The sequence below is a fragment of the Bacillus swezeyi genome (assembly GCF_001969815.1).
Classification (GTDB): Bacteria; Bacillota; Bacilli; order Bacillales; family Bacillaceae; genus Bacillus; species Bacillus swezeyi.
Genome location: NZ_MRBK01000026.1, coordinates 36160 through 57139 on the forward strand (window position 1 = coordinate 36160; position 20980 = coordinate 57139).

The 20980-nt window shown below is 41.3% G+C and carries 15 protein-coding genes and 2 pseudogenes; 3 read left to right on the plus strand and 14 right to left on the minus strand.

What is annotated here, in order from left to right; genetic code table 11:
• Window positions 1-129: 129 nt before the first annotated feature.
• The 6 genes from BTA30_RS18460 to BTA30_RS18485 all read right to left on the minus strand — a co-directional run bounded on the left by BTA30_RS18460 (window position 130) and on the right by BTA30_RS18485 (window position 7878).
• Complete coding sequence (locus BTA30_RS18460; protein ID WP_076762753.1) at window positions 130-2718, minus strand: rhamnogalacturonan lyase; 2589 nt, start codon at window positions 2716-2718, stop codon at window positions 130-132.
• Window positions 2719-2868: 150 nt separating this feature from the next.
• Window positions 2869-4167 (minus strand): TRAP transporter large permease, encoded by a 1299-nt coding sequence (locus BTA30_RS18465; RefSeq protein WP_076762754.1) that lies wholly within the window; start codon window positions 4165-4167, stop codon window positions 2869-2871.
• Complete coding sequence (locus BTA30_RS18470) at window positions 4164-4691, minus strand: TRAP transporter small permease (protein ID WP_083696829.1); 528 nt, start codon at window positions 4689-4691, stop codon at window positions 4164-4166. The genes BTA30_RS18465 and BTA30_RS18470 overlap by 4 nt, the downstream gene beginning before the upstream one ends.
• A 16-nt stretch (window positions 4692-4707) precedes the next feature.
• The gene (locus BTA30_RS18475) at window positions 4708-5709 is read right to left on the minus strand and encodes a TRAP transporter substrate-binding protein (RefSeq protein ID WP_076762755.1); all 1002 of its coding nucleotides are present in this window, start codon (window positions 5707-5709) and stop codon (window positions 4708-4710) included.
• A gap of 75 nt (window positions 5710-5784) precedes the next feature.
• A complete protein-coding gene (gene bglB / locus BTA30_RS18480; protein ID WP_083696828.1) occupies window positions 5785-6888 on the minus strand; it encodes a beta-galactosidase BglB in 1104 nt (367 codons plus the stop codon).
• Window positions 6889-7038: 150 nt separating this feature from the next.
• Window positions 7039-7878: a sugar phosphate isomerase/epimerase family protein gene (locus BTA30_RS18485; RefSeq protein ID WP_076762756.1), complete on the minus strand. Its 840-nt coding sequence runs from the start codon at window positions 7876-7878 to the stop codon at window positions 7039-7041.
• Between the two features lie 399 nt (window positions 7879-8277).
• Here BTA30_RS18485 and BTA30_RS18490 point away from each other — a divergent pair, with 399 nt between their 5' ends.
• On the plus strand, window positions 8278-8571 hold the full coding sequence (locus BTA30_RS18490) for an HPr family phosphocarrier protein (RefSeq protein WP_239693559.1): 294 nt from the start codon (window positions 8278-8280) through the stop codon (window positions 8569-8571).
• Window positions 8572-8641: 70 nt separating this feature from the next.
• Here the strand turns inward: BTA30_RS18490 and BTA30_RS18500 are convergent.
• The 6 genes and pseudogenes from BTA30_RS18500 to BTA30_RS18525 form a co-directional block, all read right to left on the minus strand.
• Window positions 8642-9056, minus strand: a pseudogene (locus BTA30_RS18500) (transposase); the annotation flags it as partial.
• A gap of 307 nt (window positions 9057-9363) precedes the next feature.
• Entirely contained in the window at window positions 9364-10899 is a 1536-nt protein-coding gene (locus tag BTA30_RS18505) for a glycoside hydrolase family 32 protein (RefSeq protein ID WP_076762800.1), read from the minus strand.
• Between the two features lie 150 nt (window positions 10900-11049).
• Window positions 11050-12513: a glycoside hydrolase family 68 protein gene (locus tag BTA30_RS18510; protein WP_076762758.1), complete on the minus strand. Its 1464-nt coding sequence runs from the start codon at window positions 12511-12513 to the stop codon at window positions 11050-11052.
• 261 nt (window positions 12514-12774) lie between these two features.
• On the minus strand, window positions 12775-14061 hold the full coding sequence (locus tag BTA30_RS18515) for an ABC transporter substrate-binding protein (protein WP_076762759.1): 1287 nt from the start codon (window positions 14059-14061) through the stop codon (window positions 12775-12777).
• A 44-nt stretch (window positions 14062-14105) separates the two neighbouring features.
• A complete protein-coding gene (locus BTA30_RS18520; RefSeq protein WP_076762760.1) occupies window positions 14106-15284 on the minus strand; it encodes a response regulator in 1179 nt (392 codons plus the stop codon).
• 52 nt (window positions 15285-15336) lie between these two features.
• Entirely contained in the window at window positions 15337-17127 is a 1791-nt protein-coding gene (locus BTA30_RS18525) for a sensor histidine kinase (protein WP_076762761.1), read from the minus strand.
• A gap of 980 nt (window positions 17128-18107) precedes the next feature.
• Between BTA30_RS18525 and BTA30_RS23975 the strand changes: the two genes are divergently transcribed.
• Together BTA30_RS23975 and BTA30_RS18535 are read left to right on the plus strand one after the other, a co-directional pair.
• A complete protein-coding gene (locus BTA30_RS23975) occupies window positions 18108-18224 on the plus strand; it encodes a T7SS effector LXG polymorphic toxin (protein WP_275666866.1) in 117 nt (38 codons plus the stop codon).
• On the plus strand, window positions 18217-18513 hold the full coding sequence (locus tag BTA30_RS18535) for a contact-dependent growth inhibition system immunity protein (protein ID WP_076762762.1): 297 nt from the start codon (window positions 18217-18219) through the stop codon (window positions 18511-18513). Before BTA30_RS23975 ends, BTA30_RS18535 begins: the two co-directional genes overlap by 8 nt.
• Before the next feature lie 37 nt (window positions 18514-18550).
• On the opposite strand, the pseudogene BTA30_RS24190 reads toward BTA30_RS18535, so the two are convergent.
• Both BTA30_RS24190 and groL read right to left on the minus strand, forming a co-directional pair.
• A pseudogene (locus BTA30_RS24190) lies at window positions 18551-19232 on the minus strand (peptidoglycan-binding domain-containing protein).
• A 94-nt stretch (window positions 19233-19326) separates the two neighbouring features.
• Window positions 19327-20964, minus strand: coding sequence for a chaperonin GroEL (gene groL, locus BTA30_RS18545; protein WP_076762763.1), 1638 nt, complete (start codon window positions 20962-20964; stop codon window positions 19327-19329).
• Window positions 20965-20980 lie beyond the last annotated feature (16 nt).

The window sequence follows — 20980 nt, forward strand, 5'->3', positions numbered from 1 at the left end:
ACATATACAAACTCGCACTTCCGTAAAGGTCATACGGGCACCTGTTACACAATAATTGGCATCCACTCTTTCTGTATGGTCAATAGAAAAGCCGCCCCCAGTCATCTGTAAGGCGACCTCCCGGATTTTTTATCTTCCTTTGTCCTCCTTATTCCCCTTCCTTTCCCACTGATCGGTTAAGAGGTGAACATAATAGGTCAAGTTTCTTTTAGCCTGAAGAGAGATGTGTTTCTGCTTCGTTTCATCTTTAAGCCGTTCCTCATACTTATTCAAAAATTTGAGCGCCTGCTTTTCCGATCCTTTTTCAAAATGGTGCCTGACCTGTTTCAACGTGTTCGTTAACTGATGGAGTAAAGGACCCGTCAGTTCTCCGCTTTCCTCATATTCATTCATCCTGTTTTGTAACACCGACAGGACACCGGAAGTCGAGAAATCCGGAACAGGAACGCTATCCCAGTTCATATCCGATCCGAAATAGAAGCTGGTGTAGGCGGGCTGATTATACGCAGAGTTTTGTCTTGCGATTTCCACCCGATATTGCTGGTCGTGCATCAATGTATATAATTTGTGATCCGTCACCTCTGTACTGAGATACATCCGAATGGCAGAACTGTCCTCTGTTCTCAACAGCAATTCTTCTCGCCAGTCACCGAATAGATCGGCTACAAGAGCGGGGTTTCCTTTTGTACCATTGTTGGTCAACGTACCTGAAGCCGTCAGCAGATTACCTTCTTTCCAGTCCTCAATGGAAGGCGTGTTCTCCAATGCACCTGTAACGATTTGTGTCGTCATATCCGGAGACCACTTGATGTTCATGTTTGTACCCGGTGCTTCCGTACTGATCTGTTCACCATCTGCCGTCCATACTCCAACCGCCCATGTTTCCAAGCCTCTCCGATCAGGGTCAATGTCCCCGATCATTCCGCGGCCGGTATCTTTCCCTGTATAGCCGCCATAAATCGCTTCACCTGTCTCAGAGTCACGTAAAACATATCCATACGGAGCATTGGCACCATTTTCGTGAACAGAGAATATCTCTAATCCCGGTCTGTCCGGGTCGATATCCGTCACGTGCATCGCATCTCCATGTCCCAGTTTAGCGACGGTCCCCGGTGCTGCACTTTGGGCCGGTAATGTATCCTTTGAACTGTACTTCAACGTACCATCGTGATCGATTGCGGCTCCTCCATAGATCACTTCCTGTTTGCCATCACCATCCACATCCGCCACACTCAATGAGTGGAATCCCTGATTGGTGAGAGAGGCGAACTCATCATCCTTCCCTGATTGATCATGGGGCCGGTCATTGAAAGGGTTGCTCATCGGAGTCCAGCCACTATCCACCGACCAGTGTTCCTCAATGCGCTTTCCATCCCAGCTGTAAGACACAAGGGCAGCTCTAGTGTAGTAACCACGCGCGAAAATGGCGTAAGGCTGTTCCCCGTCGAGGTAACCGACTCCTGCGAGAAAACGGTCGACCCGGTTACCGGGCTCAATTCTCGACATCGCATAGTCTCCCCACATAAGACCATCATCTTGGCGTCCCGGTTTGTAATGGATCGTATCCATTTCATCACCCGTCGCCCCGTTGAATACGGTCAAATATTCAGGCCCTTCCACTATGAAGCCTTCAAATTCCCTTAAGTTGTTACGGCTGCTTCTACTTGGAGCATACTCATCCATGAAGTAATCCGTCAGACTTTCCGCATCTTCCCTTGATAACGGATAGCTGTACCGTTTCTCAATTCCGAAAGCTTCCTCAAGCGTCTCCGGCCAATGACCACTTGTCACTTCCTCGTGCTCATGCCAGTTCATGAACATCTCTACAACGTGCTCATAATAATCATCACTGCTCATCCGGTAATCATCCTTATGACTGTAGCCATTTTTCCTGTCTTCTTCAGACATCGTGATGAATTCCTCCGATGTTACATTCCCCGCCTTATCGTACTGGATGATCTTTGTACCGGGAGCCGTTTTCAGCATCAATTCTGATTTTCCGTTTCCGTCAAAATCATAGGCTAAGAACTGCGTATAATGCGCCCCCGACCTGATATTCACTCCTAAATCAAGGCGGTAAAGGAGGGTTCCGTCAAGCTCATAGGCATCGATGTATGTATTTCCGGTATAGCCTACCTGGGAGACGTCTTTCGAGTTTGATGGATCCCATTTCACAAAGTATTCGTACTGTCCGTCGCCATCCACATCCCCTACACTCATGTCGTTAGCGGAATATGTATAAGTTTCTCCAGCAGGTGTCGTCCCATCTTCCGGTTTCACAAGCGGAAGATCATAATACTGATTTTCCCATGGAGAAACGGATGAACTTTGGTCGATTTCTTTCCCGTCCCTTATAGCGGATACATAATATTCCGATTGATCGGTCCCGTCCTTGTCCAAATAGTTCGTACTGTCTTCCACTGTGGCAATCTTATTTCCGTTACGATAGACGTGAAAAGTTAAACCCGTCAGACCTGTGCCGGAAGAACCGGTCACTTCGTCAGCCAACAACCTCCAGCTCAGGAATATCCCTTCAGATGTAGACGCCGCAACCAGTCCCCGGTCGAGATATTCCAACTGCACACCTGCACCATTTCCTGTTCCCTCGTCTTTTTTCCAATCAGAGGCGGAAGCACTGAACGTCCCCGTCATCAGCAGAGGGACGACTAAAGCGATCATACATACCTTTTTAACAAGAGAAGATTTTTTCAAATACATGTTTCATCACCTTTTTTCATTATTTGGAACAGTTGCAAACGGCTATCCCTTTGTTATGGCAAATAGGTTGAAAATATAAAAGAAAATTCAGTTAATTAAAGAAAGTCTATGAAAAGCACACCATGATTGATCACGCGGTGTGCTTATGCGTTATAATCCCAGCAGGTTCGGTAAGAACAAGCTGATTTGCGGAAAGTATGTGACTAGCATAAGTAAAACGAAAATCGCTGCATAGAATGGAAGGAGCGGCTTCAGTACTTGTTCAATCTTCACTTTCCCTACACTCGATCCTACAAAGAGTCCTGTTCCAACCGGAGGTGTGATGGTACCGACACACAAGTTGAGAATGAAGAAGATTCCAAAGTGAACAGGGTCTATACCAATACCTGTAGCAATGGGCATAAAAATCGGGGTGAAAATCAGAATCGCCGGCGCTACGTCCATGACCGTACCGATTAACAGCAGGACAAGGTTCATGACAAGCAAAATGATGATCGGATTATCAGAAATGCCTAACACCAGGCTGCTGAGCGCTGCCGGAATACCTGTGAAAGCCATAGCAAATGACATTAAAGAAGAAGCAGCAATCAGAAGCATGATCACTCCTGTCATTTCAACGGCCTGGGCCATCACATGTGGCAGCTGTTTCAACGTGATCGTCTTATAAAAGAAGAAAGCCAAAATGAAAGAGTACACGACAGCAATAGCTGATGCTTCAACTGCCGTAAACACACCAGTCAGTATTCCTCCGATAATAATAAAAATCAACAGGATACTCGGAACAGCTTCCCAAACGATTTTTTTCACATTCAAATTGGTTTTCTCGGTCACAACCGGATATTTTCTTTTCTTCGCAATGATGTAAGAAACAATCATAATCGCGAGAGCCCAGAGGACACCGACGACATATCCGCCCATGAACAGAGCTGCGATCGAAGTCCCTCCACTGATGAGGGAGAAAATGATGAAACCGGTACTTGGAGGGATGACCATTCCAGCCGGAGCTGAGGCAATATTGACGGCCGCTGCAAATTTCCGGTCGTACCCTTCTTTTTCCTGCAGCGGGACCATGACCCCACCGATCGCCGTGGAGGCAGCGATTGCAGAGCTGGAAATCGAACCGAACAGACTGTTTCCGATAACGTTCGTATGGGAAAGAGAACCCGGGACTCTCCCCGCCAACAGCTTAGAAAAGTCCACCAACTTCGCGGCAATCCCGCCGTTATTCATAATAATTCCGGATAAAATGAAGAATGGAACCGCTATCAAAGAAAAGCTGTCGATACTGGCTACCATCTTTTGAGCTGAGGAGAAAACCGCTATATCGATAGGCAGAATCAGTAAGATGGTAGCTAAAGACGAAACGGCAATACTGATTGCTATCGGTATACCTACCGCCAGAAGAACTGCAAAGACAAGGACCAAAATTAAGCTAGCCTGTAAGATCATAGAACTTCACCTGCTTTTTCGTATTCCACACTATCCCTTTTTTCCATAGCCGGAGTTTTATCTTTTTTTAATAACTGAACCATATTGACGATACTGTAGAACGTGATCAACAAACCTGATACCGGCAGGGACAGATACACGAATCCCACCGGTATCCCTAAGGAAGGGGACAGCTGGGACATCGTAATCGAGATGGCTTTCACTCCACCATATGTCATGATGGCCAACGAAAAGAGTAAAAAGGCGGATTGTATAAAAAGCTCTAACACTACTTTGTTCTTTCCTTTGAACCGGTCACTGATCATCGTGAAGGCGATGTGACTCCTTTTTCCCACGACATACGAGGCGGCTAACATCGAAAGCCAGATCAGACTGAATCGTATAAACTCCTCCGTGATAGTACTCGGGTTGCTCAAAACATAACGGGCAATGACCTGCCACGTTGTAACCGCTACCATAATAAGAAACAAAGTAGCCGTTACACCCAAGAGTATTTTGTCCACGTACTTTTTCACTGTTTCCATTTGATTCCCCCCTTACTTATTGACCGCTCATTTCTTGTATCGCTTCATACAGATCCTTGAACTCTTCATTATTTTTGAATTCGTCGTGAAGGGGCTGTACGGCTTCTTTAAAAGGTGTGTTATCCACTTCATTAAATTCTACGCCGTGCTCTTCTATCGCCAGCTGCTTTTCTTTTTCAACGGCCGCTTTCCATACTTTCTTCTCGTATTCCGTTGATTCTTCCGCCGCTTCATGAACCGCTTCCCTTTGTTCAGGTGTCAATTTATTCAACGTGGCTTCATTCATGACCACAATGTCAGGCACTCTCGTATGCTGATCATAAGAATAATACTTCGCCACTTCTCCATGGCCAGCTGTCACTAAGACGAATTCATTATTTTCTGCCCCATCAATAATCCCTTGCTGTAAAGAGGTGTACACTTCTCCACTGCCCATAGGTGTCGGGGAACCGCCGAGCAGTTCGATCATTTCAATGGCCGTCTCACTCTGCATCACTCTGATCTTCTTCCCTTTAATATCTTCCGGGGATTCCAGAGGGCCGTCTTTCATATAGAAACTTCTCTGGCCAGAATCATAGTATGTCAATCCGACAAACCCAAGATCGGAAGTCGATTGATAAATCGGCTCCATGATTTCTTCATTTTCCATGACATTGTAGAAATGTTCTTCTCCATCAAATAAATACGGGATGGAAAAAATCGAATAGCGGTCAGAAAAACTTTCCAGAGCAGATCCACTGACCTTGGTGATGTCGACCGCCCCTGTCTGGGTCAACTCAATCAATTCCCGTTCCCCGCCCAATTGCGAGTCCGGATAATATTTGACGGTGACTTCACCATCTGTTTTCTCTTCAAGCAACCGACCAAACTCTGCCATCGCCTCTTTGACAGGCGGTGCATTACTGGCATAAGCAAAACGTAAAACGACCTGATCACCCGCTTTTGCATTCAAGCTGCAACCCGTGATCAGCGTAAGGATACATGCACCTACTAACAACAAGATGACATTCCTTTTCATGCTCTTTCCTCCCCTGTAAGTTTTAAAGGTTTACACGGACCACCATCATGACTCGTGTAAGGATTGTGAATCTGATCAGATATATGTGTGCAGATATTCCGTCAGGCACAAAACGGCCAGAGACTGCCCGTACGGCATCGTCGTCGTCTTAATTTCCTTGTAGAATTCCAGCGAGTCCCCCATCCCCGTTCCGACAGAAACTTTTTGAACGGCTCCGTCTTCATTGATTTCGTTTGCGACACCCTGAATCGCCTGGCGGGCGACTTCTGCATATTTTTCATCAATGTAGCGTTTTCGGACCGCCTTCAATATTCCATACGCAAATCCAGCCGTTGCGGATGCTTCCAAATAGGAATCCGGATCGTCAATCAGCGTATGCCATAAACCGCTTTCATTTTGGTGTTCAGCTAACGTCTCGACCTGGCGATTCATAGTCTCGAGAAGAAACTCCCGGAAGAAATCCCCTTCTTTCAAGTCCAGCATTTCAATGATTTCAGGGATAGCGATGGTGATCCAGCAGTTGCCCCTGCCCCACAAAGCATTAGCAAAATTGTGGTTCCCTTCAAATGTCCAGCCGTGAAACCATAAACCTGTCTTTGGATCACATAAATATTTCGTATGAATCAAAAACTGCCTTTTCGCTTCTTCGATATATTCGGGCTTGTTCAACAGCTGACCAATCTTGGCCAGTGGCAGCACCGTCATCATCAACGTGTCATCCCACAACTGTTCGGTATTCGGCGGACCATAGGTCATATGCTGCAAACCGTTCTCTTTGGTACGAGGCATATCGTACATGACCCAATCCGCCCACTTTTCCAAATAAGGGACATAGGTTTGTTCGCGAGTGTCCTCATACATATAGGCTAAGGTAAGAAACGGAGCCATCGTATTGACGTTTTTCGGCGGGACCCCTTCTTTAAACCTCGCTTCAAACCATTCTTTCACTGTTTTTAAAGCCTTTTCATTTTTCGTCAGCTTATACAAGTTGTAAATCCCATACAAACCCACACCCTGCGGCCAATTCCAGACATGCCAGCTTTTATCATCTACCACAAGTCCATCAAAATTTAAGAGAAATTCACCAGTGTCATCTTTTATCTGCGCCAGGTTTTCTATAAGGGAATCTATGTGTTTCAGTACGGTTTCCTTTTCCAGTTTCACTTCGCTCTGTATCATCTTTACCTCCATGATCCCTCGTTTTTTATATTCTGATTTTTTTGACTGCGCTTTCATTATAAAGATAATTCAAAAAACAATCAACATAAGTAAAAATATTTTGTGCTTTATTCAAAAAAAAACAGCTGTATTTTTTTTGTTTTATTGGTTTTATGCGTTCTTGTATTTGTTTGTTAAGTAGTCGATACTTTCGTTGATATACGGTTCTTTCGTCTCTTCCATCAAAATGTTGACGAACGGTTTCTTTTTCTTCATATATTTAAACACCGCATCGTAGTTTAAGAGACCTTTCCCGACCGGGACGACCTGGAGTATACCGTCTTCGATCCGGAAATCTTTCGCATGCATAATCGCGATCCGGTTCCCGAACCGTTCAAACGCTCCCTGAATGATCGCTTCCTGCTGCTCATAGTTTTCGACGGTCAAATAGTTGACGGGGTCATAAATAACTTGCAGATTATTAGAATCTACACAATCCAACAGCCTCTTCATGACGGCCGGGGAATAGATCGGGTGATTGACTCCCCCTTCGATTCCGACAATCACACCGAATTTTTCGGCTTCTGCTACAAGCTCACGAACACTTTGTACGACGTCCAAAAAAGGCTGTTCATGAAAGTTCGCTTCTGTGTACACGATTTCCGGATGCACATTCCCCGTTTCCGTCCCTACAATGCTGCATCCGAAATCACGGGCATACCGGATATGCTCCTTGAACCGGTCCAGCGCTTTTCTTCTTTCGTCATAATCAGGGTGAATCATATTGATGTAACAGCCAAGAACGGCAATTTGAACATTCCTGTCCGAAAAAGTCCTGCCGACGTAATGAGCGAAGCCCGGGCTCAAACTGCCTGTTTCCGTACTTTCCTCCCCAATCGATTTTGCCAAGGCCAGCTGAACGGATGTTAACCCTTTTCCGGAAATCGTTTCGACTAATTGTTCCAAAGGTAAACGTTCAAGGTCATGTGCTCGAATACCTAAATTGATCATCTGCAGTCCCTCCATGTGTTGATTTATTTATAATAAAAACCTGTCTTTTTGATTTGGTCAGGCCCTTTCTATCATTGCAAAAGCGGCTCCATTGTGACCATGGCCCTTACATGTATCCCCTTACAAAATGCGGATTCCTTAAGAAAGCTTGGTCATAATTATAGGAATATATTTTGGATAAATATATAACCTTACTTATTTTTTTATTATCCTTATTTGCCTAATAATATAAATTTCAAAGATCCTCTTGAAAATTCACCCTCGTTTTGAACATAATAAATATACTTCTATAACACTCTGAACTGTTGCTGGAAATGCCGCTCAACATAGATCAACCAATTCGCTTGAAATTCACAGGGGATCTTCACAGAGGGAAAAATAAAAGAGAGGTTGATTGGAATGGATGAGAAAAAAATGAATGCCGGGCTGAATGTTGCAAAGGGATTGGAAACAGGTTCAAAAGAAAGCAGGAAAGTGCTGAACATCGTTCATACGGCAAACAAGTTTGATTCGAGTATTGTGTTACATACTCCCCACAAAGTCATTGACGTCAAAAGCTTCTTAGGATTAAGTGTGTCGTTATCTGATAAGGACGATTATAAGCTGGAGGTTCACGGACCGGATAAGGAAAAAGCAGAAAATGCGATGGTTGATATTTTTACAGAAAACGGCCTGAAAGTTCATATTGTATAAGAAAAAGGCTGAGTATGGGGCTCCATACCCAGCCTTTTTCCATGACCCCGATTGGATTGTCAACACAAAACTAGACAATCTTGTTAAGGTGTTTCTTCTTGAATTCGATTGGGCTGAGATAGCCTAGAGTTCCATGAATTCGGATGTGATTATACCAGTGAACATAATCAAATAAGGCCAGGTCTAATTAATTGTTTCTGGCTTTCGAATGTTTCTCCATAGACAAACTCTGTCTTAATCACCTTATATGTAGCTTCAGCGACCGCATTATCATAAGGACAGCCCTTCATGCTCAAAGAACGATCAATTCTAAAGGCTTCAAGTAGCTCTTCTATGGCTTGATTTTTAAATTCATTTCCACGATCTGTATGAAAAAGTTCTATTTCTTTAAGATTACCATCAATCGAAGAGAAGGCTTTCTGAACCAAGGCGGCATCTTTTTGAGGATTTGAACTGTAGCCTATAATTTCGCGGTTATATAGGTTTGCTCAATTTTCGAATTTATCTCAACCACATTCGTACGAGACATTTGAGCAGCTTCAACATGATATGGATAAATACAACCATAATCGTTTACAAGAAAAACTAAACGGCCTCAACCCAGTGGAATAAAGGGCTAAAGCTGTTTAGTGTGTTTTGCTTATTTTTACTGTCTACTTGACAGGGTGCAGTTCAATTGTTCTTGTGTGGAACCGGGCTTACACTACATAGTGTTTAAAAAAGCTTTATATCCATTCATAAATCGTTCGACATATTTCATTTCTCCATCTAAAAAAAACCAGTTTGGTCATCTTAATGAATCGAACCAAGATGTTTGATTGTCACATTTTTAAAGATCGCTGTACCGCCTTCGGAGAAAAAGGTGATTCCTTGATCATCTGATTTTGGGTATATTAAATTTGAATGTGTGAACCTTCCATTATCGACAAAGACTTCAATACTACTTTTATCAACAATAATCTTTAAGTGAGCTTGCCGTTTACCAGCATCAAATGGTGTTGTGCTTTCTACCGATTGATTATTTTTGTCAGAGTGGTTTGTTAATGATCGATTGACATAAAAATAATTTCCTTCTGCAAAAATGCCTACATCGACATGGCGTTCTTGATCCGCTGATTCCCGAAGCCTTAAACCTACATTTTTCAGTTCTGACCAAGAGATATCCGTCTCCAACTGATATACATCACCGGTTACATGAAGTGTTTTTGAGCCGTTTACTTCAATTTGTTCATAGGTATCTGTAGCCTTTGTTAATTTATTTAAAGCGTTAATTGGTTGAGAGACTAGATGATAATTATTGTCTTTGTCATGCTTTAGTTCAATTTGGCGAACAATCGAGTCCATTCCGTTAAACCCTTCTTGCATTGTTGGTGTTTGATGGGCATAATCCCAATTATTCATCCACGCAAAGGCATAACGTTTGTTGTATTTTTCTTTTTCCTTTCCGCCCTCAAACGTCACTCCGCCGTACCAATCAAAGCCATAGTCCAGCCATTGAGGTTCGTGGTGATCCGGAAAGAATTCCTTTCCATCAAAATTTCCGGTCCAGTAGGCGTAAGTATTGGGCCTGCCTCGCGATTTACCATTTGCACTAACACCAAGCACCCATTTGAATGTCCCGTTATTGGCTCGCATTACATAAAGATCAGGGCACTCTACGATTCCGATATGTTCCGTAACGAAACTACTCATATAATTCCAATCTTTTAAATTGTGAGATTCATAAAAGCCTATTTTTGTTCCTTCCGCCATGACCATGATCCATTTATGGCTACTATCATCCCAAATGATTTTCGGATCTCGAAAATCTTTTGTTCCCGGATTTGGCATGATAGGATCGTCACTATATGAGGTAAATGTTTTTCCGTGGTCATTACTGTACCATAAAAACTGTTCCTGCTGGCCTCCATCCTTAGAGGGCTGTGTCACAATCGCAATGAGAGCGCCTTTTCCAAACCCCGCTGTATTTTCCTTGTCAATAACGACTGATCCTGACCATGGATCTCCATTTTCGTTTGTATATTTTGGAATGGCTATCCCTTCATCATTCCAGTGCACCAAATCTTCTGATGTGGCATGTCGCCATTCAGTTCCATTTCCATTTGGATAATCACCATTATAGAGATAATAGTAATGATATTTTCCATCCAAATAGATCGGCCTCTGAGGATCATTTTTCCAGTTGTCTGGTGTAGTAAAGTGGTATTTTGCACGGTATGAGGGCTTTTTATGTGTATGAGTCGATTCCTGTGACTTATCCGCTTGTTGCTCAACTGTTGGTTCACGAGACTTAAAGACAAAGTGATACACTAATCCGATGGCAGTCATGATCAGTAAGCTCGTAATCAAAAAAACCAACGGCTTATATCTCCTTTTATTTTTTACTCGTTTGTCCAATCAAACTCACCGCCCTCTAAAAATAAAGTCAAAGCAAAAAGAAAATGCCAATCATGATTGACACTTTCTTTTTTTACAACATTATTCGTTAATTGTGATTTGTCCTTGTTCAAGGATACTATCTTTTACAACAGATGTTTTTGGTCCTTTAATATTAAGTAAAAAGCTTGGTGCAAACGTAGAGTGATGGTCCTCAAAGTAACCTCTGTTTGTCATGTAGCTTGTTACAACCACATTATCGCTATCCTTTTGTGGGATCGCATAATGAGCATAATTCCAAGTAATGTCATAAGGATCAAGATCATGATGTAATACAAGTCCGGTTTTATTGAGTGGCTTGTATGGTCCAGTTAAGGAATCGGACACATAACCTAACAAGTAAATGTCTTCGTCATCAATACCGTCAATTGTCATTTTAGATCCTCTTGAGCTTGTGAATAAATACCATTTGCCATCCTTTTTAAAGATGTTCGGACGCTCAATTTCATCTGTTACTGTATTTGACACAACCAATGGTTTCATTACTTTATTCAAAGTATAATCATCATTGATTTCAATGATTCCTATTGCACCATTTGCTAAAGTAGCCAGCTCCTTTTTCGAGCTTTTTAACAGCTTATTCTTTTCAGCTTGGAAGAATTTATTACTTCCGCCATAGTAAGCTTTATTGTATAGTGATTCTTCGCCTTCATAACCATATTCTGTTCCCGTATTTGCTTCAAAAATAAGATACTTATGGCCATTATCTTCAATATAATGAGGATCTCTCAATGTATGGTTATTCATGAAATTACCTTCACTGAAAGCTTGATCAACATTTTGATAAACTTTACCGTTTCCACCTTCAAAGATCGATTTAAAATCTTCAACACCTTTAATTTTTAGTGTATCAGCATCTGGTTGAGATAGATTCACTTGAGCTGTTGTTAACGTTTGTTTACCTAAGTGTTTTTCTCCATCCCATGGATGGCGATTTGTGTAAAATAGGCGAACTTCTCCGTCAGACGTTAAAGTTGCAGATCCTGACCATTCTTCAGCTTGATCTTTTAAATACGGATCGTTTGCAGCGTATTTATCACTATCCTTAAATACTCTGCCGGCATTTTTCCAGCTATCAAGTGAATGATCGCCAACTTTTTTATAGAACATGTATATAAAAGTGTCGCTTCCATTGTCAGGGTCTCCTGCTAAACCGAAAACGATATGGTAGCCTTTATATTCTGCCACTGTTCCATCAGCGTTTTGAAGCGGCCAAGTGTCCCATACGTCTATATCCATCAGCTTGCCATTCTCATCATACTTTTTTGCTGAAGGAATGTTTTTAATTGTGGATGCATCGAACTGAGGTACTTCAAATCTTGGATCATCATGTTGTTTGATGATGTTGTACATATCTGAACGAGTGATTTGAGAAGTCCCATACGTTTCTTTGTGATCCAATGTGTCTTTTTGTTTTGCAAACGAGAGCGGTGCCCCTCCGCCTACTAGAATTGCTGTACCAAGCGTAACGACTGTTGCTTGTTTAACAAGACTTTTGATGTTCATCTTCTTCCTCCCTTAATTTTTTTATGAATGTTTACTAGAAATCTAGCAGCATTCAAACCGTGTTTCATTTACAAATATCATTATAGTTTAGGTCAAATTCTGTGGATATGGCTTATATTGATTAGAATGTTGTCTTAAATTGATATCGTGCTTTCCGGCAGATTATTAAAAAAATGCCTGCAAAAAATGCGGGCATTTATAAAGAGCTAATCAGCGGATTGATCAACTTTTGAATGTGAATCTCTATACGATGAAGGCGAATTATTGGCTTGCAGCATTATCCCAGGACTTCTGAAACTCTTGCAGCAATTGTTCACGATTCAGCTGTTTTCCTACGTAAAGCTGCATTGCAGTGCCAAATTCAGCTTTTACTCCCACAGGAAAATGAAACCAGTTGGAAGATAACGTCTTTCCCGCTGTTGAGTAACGGATAATTTCATCCGCGAGGGGTCCTAAATGGTCCGTCTCTATGTTTTCAAACGCAGGAATATATTTCAAACGTTCCGTCATAAACATTTTTCCTTGTTTTGAAGAAACCATCCAGTTTAAAAATTTTTTCGCTTCTTTTTTCTTTTCTGGTGTTGCTTGTTTGTTTACAACCCAGTAATTCGGAACACCGACAACTAAGGCATCATTGTTAGGCTCGTCATTAATTGGTATTGGCAGCATTCCTATGTTCATATTTGGTGACAGTTGATCAATGATCGGCTGAATCCAGTTTCCTTGTAGTATCATCGCTGCTTGTCCCTTTGCAAATAAATTCAATTCCATGTTGTAATCTGTTGCGAGCGGACTATCGTTTCCATATTTTGTTGTTACATCGAGCAACTTGATCACATCTTTGAATGTTTGATTGTTCTCAATTTTTCTCGTCCCGTCATTTAGGCCTTTTATAAAAGCAACTGGATCTTCTTGTTTTGCAAATGCAATACTCAATAGGTGGTCACCCAATTTCCACCCTTCATAATAACCGTTTGCAAAAGGAGTAATCCCTGCTTTTTTCAACTTTTCCGCCGCTTCTATTAATTCAGTTAGCGTATTCGGCAACGTATCAATGCCTGCCTTATGAAATAAATCCTTATTATAAATGAATCCGAATCCTTCGAGATTAAATGGCATTCCATAAATTTTCCCATTCAACTTCATTGGGGTTAACGTATCTTCATATGCATGTTCGACCCATGGCTGGTCCGTAAGATCCTCCAAATATTCACTCCAGTGTTTGGCATGTTCGTATCCGGTGTTTGTAAAAATAGCAGGACCGTTACCGGCAGCCATCTGTGCTTTCAGGTCAGAAAGGTCATCGGCGGCCCCGCCCACGGTGTGAATCTGAATATCTACGTTTGGATTTTTCTTTTCATAAGCGTTTACCATTTGTTCGAACTGCGTAGATATTTCCACTTTCGGATTTCGAACCTTTAATATGATTTTTTCCTCCGCAAGTTCCGGTTCTTTTGATTCCGATACCTTCTTCATCTTCGTCTGACATTCCGAAAGAGATAGGCTGAGTATGCCAACTAAAAACATGTGAAATATCCCTTTTTTCATCGATTCACCCCAATCGTTCACTCAAAAGATATGAAAAAGGTGGATTATCTACTTCCAACTTTGAGCTTCTTCCCGTCATTGCGGTACTCAAAAGGTGTCATGCCAACGACCTTTTTGAATAACTTTGAAAAGTATTTCTCGTCCTGATAGCCAAGCATTAAGGAAATGGAATAAATACTTTCTTCCGTTTCACTTAACCAACATTTTGCTTGATCGATTCTAAGTTTCATGATGTATTTGGACAGAGTCATTCCCGTTTCTTGTTTGAACTTTCTTGATATGTGCTCACGACTCAAAAAGAACCGGTTTGATAGTTTTTCCAAACTCAATTCCTTCATGTAGTGCATTTCAACATAAGAAACAATATCCTTCATGCGACAGGCGTCATCCAGATCATTTAAACGATGAATCGATCTGAAGTTTTGCTCTTCCACTGCTTTTTGTAAAGACTGAAACGATTTCGGGATCTCTTCCAATGATTTTATTGGTTGACCAGTAACAAGACGAACAGGGATATCAAATTCATGACTAATCCATTCTTCAACAGATAACCATTCGCCCTGTACAGTCATAACTAAACAAAGACTTTGATCATCCTGAAGCGTAAATGCATTTCCAAGTCCCTGATCGACAAGCTGATCAGCAAGCCTTTGAATGTATGGATCAGAATGGTGCATTTGATAAAAGGAAATGAGTGTAAGATCGTACTCATCAGCTGAGGGAAGACATAAAGCAATTTCATTCATGTCAAAAGGTTCACCGTTGCAAGCCTCTGTAACTAACTGATTCATACGAAGCCTTTTAACATCTTCATAAACACCGGTCTCTTTATATTGACGATCCTTCTCTTCACTTGCCCAGCATTTAACAGCTTCCTCCAACGTTTTATTAAATGCATCAGCTTCAATCGGCTTCAATAAATAATCAAAGCTGCCGCACTTAATTGCTTTACGCATATATGAATAATCGTCAAAACCTGTGATTAAAATGACTTTTCCAGGATAAGACATGGCATCTAACCACTCCATTAATTCTATACCGCTTATTCCAGGCATTTTCACGTCTGTAAAGACGATCTCCGGATTCTCCCTTTGAATAACTTTTTTTGCTTCTTCTCCATTACTTGCTTCGAAGATATCAGTAATACCGTACTTTTTCCACTGTCCCAAATGACGGATGACATCACGCACATTAAATTCATCATCTACAATTAGAGCCTTCATATTTTTTTCATCCTCCTTACAAGATACGGGTAAACATTTTCTGTTTGGATGACTATGAAACAATCTCTTCATTTGCAATCTTTGAATCTAACGGAATCATGAGTCGAACGAAAAATCCGTGTCCTTGCTTCCGATCCAGCTCTAATCCAGCATCTTGTCCATAATTTAGAACTAGTCGGTCATGAATATTTTTCAAACCGATATGCTCGCGGGAATACGTTCCTTCATCAGAAGCCGTATAGATCTTTTCCCTTAATGTTTGCAGCTCTTCATGTGTCATACTGGGCCCGTCATTTTCTACCACGAGATGTAACAATTCTCCTTGGATTTCTCCATAAATGTTTAAATGTGAGTGATAGAAACCTTCTTCATAACAGTGTTTAAAAAAGTTTTCAACGAGCGGTTGAAGAATCATACTTGGAATTTTCATAGCAAGGATTGTTTCGTTTATTTGAATAGAATAATTTAAACCGCTTCCAAAACGCTCCATTTGAAGAAATAAGTATGATTGAATATACTCCACTTCTTCTCGAACCAATACCCACTGATCTGCCCGAATAGAGTACCGCATCATTTTCGATAAATACGTGACCAATTGGTAAACTTTCGGAGATTGATCTCTTAAGGCGACCGCCCCTATTGATTGTAATGCGTTAAATAAAAAGTGCGGGTTAACTTGGGATTTGAGCGCTCTGAATTGGTTTTTCCGATTTTCAATTTCCAGTTTATATTCACGTTCAATATGCAGATTAATTCGGTCCATCATGTCCTTCATATGATTTTCTAAAAGGCCGATTTCGTCTTCTCTACTGTCATCAAAAGGGATATCCGTATTTCCGCCTTCAATTGATTCCACTTTCCTGCTAAGAAGTTTAATTGGACTCGTAATTTTGTAAGTAATAATACTTATCATCATTAACCCCAGCAATCCTACTCCGATCCCAACAAGTATGTTTGTATATGCGGTCTGCCTGACATCATGAAATAATACGTGACTAGGAGTTATCTTGACTAGTTTCCATTGATTTAGTGGTTTTGATAAGGTTTTCGATAAGATAATATCTTCTTCCCCAACATTTTCAGCTGTATCGATTCTCTTTAGTAAATCAGGGGGAATGGGCTTACCTATAAGTGCTTGATTACTTGCATACATGACACGATGATTTGAATCTATCAGTAATACGGACTCTTCTTCATGCTGAACAATACTTTTGCATATACGTGCATATCCATCTAAATCGAAATCAATCGTAATGATTCCGAGAAATTCGTTTGAAAGCACATCTACCAATTTATGATGAATCGTCATCACCATTGTGGTATCCGCTTCTGGAATAATTGCGGCATTATTATAGTTCTCAATTCGATGCGGAGGCTCAATCATATACTTTAAGTTAGAGTGATAGAGTTTATGAATTGAATGTTCCTTTAATAAATCTGGTTGAGGTTTACGAGCACTGACCATCGTATTGTAAACAGTAAACGATTCTTTATCCTTATCAATATAAAAGCGGACCTGACGAATTTCGTTTCGCATGAGAGAAAAAGTTTCGATGCTTTTTTCAACAGCAATCGGATTAAAATAAATGGAATCTTCAAAGCCATTTTGAAAAATTCGGTATAAATCAGGAGTTCGATATAAATTATATGAAAGATTGATCTTATCATGAAAATATTGCTGCAGTTCCTCCGACAATGTCTCCATTTGATCATGACTAACTTCAAGCTCGTGCTCTTCAACACTTTTTTTCGTATATTCATAAATCAAAAAAACGGAAAAAAAATACGGCAGGATAATAAAAGTAAGCAGCATGAACAATAAACGACTTTGAATACTCTTCATTTAAAATACTCCTTTCGTGAATATGGAGTCCAAATTAACATGCCTTTTTCATAAGAGAATTAGAAAGTATGCAAATGACATATAATGAACCTCCATCAAAAGGAGTTCTATTAAAATCAGCAAATCTAAATTTGAGTATATAAAAATGTTCTTTAACGTTTAGGCATCCTAATACTTTTTATTTAAATTTATTTGAATATGTATGTCAACATAGGACAAATAGGTTAAAAAAAAATAAAGAATTATAAAATTTCCTTGTTATAGCGCATTTTGAAAACGGTTGCCAAAATAAACGAAACCGCTGTCATCATAAGTGAAATGAATCTTAATGACTAGAAAATCATTGATTATTACAATAATGCAGGAAAATATAATTATTTGTTGTAACAATCTAAATAAATCCCCATAAAAATATGGGTTGTTACGAAATTATGTTATTTTGGAATAGAATCAGGAATTTGTTTTTCCCGCAAAAGAGCCTTCAAAAAGAAGATTTCCAATGTCTTTTGAAGGCTTTTTTCATATCCAAAACTCGGTGATTGCCGAACCTTTAGTAGACAGCAAAACCGCAGCTGCATTTATTCCTAACAGCTAAAACGATCTTCTCTGCTAAAATTTTATTCTTTCTTAATGTAATTTAAAGAGGAGCGGCATTTGCTGCTCTCTTTTCATCGCATTCCCTCACAAGATCTCAAACAGTTTTGAACATAATTCAATTAATCGGCGAAAAGAAGGTGAATAAATGACATGCCCAAGACAAAACAAAAGGATTGTTTGTACTAGAGGGTTTTGAGTTAGTTGGTGATGGTCAGTTCTTCTAACCTTCAGTGCAGGTCTTCCTCTTTTTCTTCATATAAAGGTTTTTTATCCTGAATCTTATGATTCATTTTCATGGATGCTAAGGATTTCCCCATCAATATATCTCCACAAAACAGGGAACTATTTCCTGATATGTCACTTTAGTATTAGAGGAGAATGCCATGAAGACCCTTGACGTTCAGGCGTCGCATCATGCAATTGACCAAACGCTGGAACAATTAAAAAAGCAATCAGAAGAAATCGACAAAGTCAAAAAAGAGGTGAATAATAATGATTGAAATAAAAATTTCTGATCCTGTCTATCAATTTCTAAGTGGGATTTTTCATCAAGAAATTGAATCTCCAGAGTCAGCACTTGAAGAGTATTTAGATGAGGTATCCAAAAAGGAACAAGAAGACGATGTAATTGCTCTAACCGATTTTATGAACAGTCAGTATTCAGAAGAAGACAAGAATGATTTTATAGTGGAAGCTACCGATGGTGTAGATTTTAGTTATGAAGTATCTCCATTGATTTGGCTTAAACAAGTTACTCAAAAAATAGAAAACAATATCAAAGCTTTATAATCACTTACTAGTCCCTTGAATCTTCAAGGGGCCATTTTTATTTCAATAACGATTCAAGTTTCGCTTTCGTTTTCAGCCCGTAATAACCATCTGTGCCGTTGTTTTTGGCTCCTTTGTCTGGATAGAAATAAAGAGCAGCGAGCACCTCCTGAAACTGCCGCACAGCCGTTCCTTTAATCATCGGGTTTTCCACTTTATAGATTCCGGTCGGCAACTTGTAAGATGATTTTTACCGCTTGAAGGTGACTTTTTCTCTTCAATGTCCTGAAAAGCTTTTTCGGTTGCCGGGCCATAAATGCCATCAGCCGCTATTCCGGCTTTCTTTTAAAGGGCTTTAACGGCTTATACAGTTTCGTTTCCGTAAGAGCCACGGGCATCGTCCCTCGGTAGCGAAAAGCTTGCAGCAATCAGACGTTTTTGCAACTCTTTGACTTCAGATCCGGACGAACCCTTTTTCAAGATAGTCCCTGTAGAATTTCTCGTCTTGCTTCGTGGATATCGTTATTTTTGAAACGATTTTATTCCCGAGCAAGTTATGGACTTTTTTGCGAAATACCGCAAGCTTGCTTGAATCGCTCACCCACGGGCGGGCAATTTTTGTTTGCCACCTCCATAATGACGGATTTTGTCAGCAAATAGCGTAATGCTTATACAGATCTGCCCTCAATTTCAGCGGTATTTTGAAATGTTTCACTGTGAATCACTTTTTTAAAACACATTGCAACACCGGGCTCTGTTCGGGAATTTAAACGATTGATAGAGTAAAAAAGAAAAAACCCCTTGATTTCTCAAGGGGTTTCAGCGGCTGGGGGCTTACATCATGCCGCCCATACCACCCATTCCGCCCATGTCAGGCATTCCTGCGCCGCCGCCTTTGTTTTCTTCAGGCTTGTCAGCGACAACTGCTTCAGTTGTCAGGAACATCGCTGCTACAGATGCTGCGTTTTGCAGAGCGTAGCGTGTCACTTTTGTCGGGTCGACGATGCCTTTGTCGATCATGTTGACCCATTCGCCAGTTGCAGCATTGTAGCCGACACCGATTTCTTCGCCTTTCAGGCGCTCAACGATGACAGATCCTTCAAGACCGGCATTGTGCGCGATTTGGCGGATCGGCTCTTCAAGAGCGCGAAGAACGATGTTGATACCAGTCAGTTCGTCGCCTTCAGCATTAAGAGCAGCTACTTTATTGTATACATTGACAAGAGCTGTACCTCCGCCTGATACGATTCCTTCTTCTACCGCAGCGCGAGTAGAGTTCAGGGCGTCTTCGATGCGAAGCTTGCGTTCTTTCAGTTCTGTCTCAGTCGCAGCACCGACTTTGATGACAGCTACACCGCCGGCAAGTTTAGCAAGGCGCTCTTGTAATTTTTCTTTATCGAACTCAGAAGTTGTTTCTTCAACTTGAGCGCGGATTTGGTTGACGCGTGCCGCGATTTGTTCTGCATCTCCGGCGCCTTCAACGATTGTTGTGTTTTCTTTTGTGACAACGACTTTAGAAGCGCGTCCCAATTGGCCGATTTCAGTTGATTTAAGGTCTAGGCCTAAATCTTCTGTGATCACTTCTGCACCTGTCAGAATAGAGATATCTTCAAGCATCGCTTTGCGGCGGTCCCCGAATCCAGGAGCTTTAACAGCTACTGCATTGAATGTTCCGCGAAGCTTGTTGACTACAAGTGTTGCAAGAGCTTCACCTTCAACGTCTTCAGCAATCAGAAGCAACGGCTTGCCTTGCTGAACGACTTGCTCAAGCACTGGCAGGATTTCTTGAATGTTTGTGATTTTCTTATCTGTCACTAAGATGTACGGATTTTCAAGAACCGCTTCCATCTTATCAGAATCCGTCACCATGTAAGGAGACGCATATCCGCGGTCAAACTGCATACCTTCAACCACTTCAAGCTCAGTCGTGAAGCCTTTGGACTCCTCGATTGTGATGACGCCGTCGTTGCCGACGCGCTCCATCGCTTCTGCGATCAGGCTTCCGACTTCCTCGTCAGCCGCTGAAATCGCAGCAACCTGTGAGATGGACTCTTTGCCTTCGATTGGTTTAGAGATTTCTTTCAGGCTTTCAACCGCCACTGCAACAGCCTGCTCAATTCCTTTACGGACGCCCACAGGATTGGCTCCGGCTGTTACGTTTTTAAGACCTTCGCGAATCATCGCCTGGGCTAGAACTGTCGCTGTTGTTGTACCGTCACCGGCCACATCGTTTGTTTTGCTCGCAACTTCAGCAACAAGCTTTGCACCCATGTTTTCAAAAGCATCTTCAAGTTCGATTTCTTTCGCGATGGTTACACCGTCGTTTGTGATAAGTGGAGAACCGAATTTTTTCTCAAGAACGACGTTGCGTCCTTTAGGTCCCAAAGTTACCTTTACTGCATCCGCCAATGCATCTACACCGCGCAGCATTGAACGGCGGGCTTCTTCGCTAAACTTAATATCTTTTGCCATGTTATTCAAACCTCCT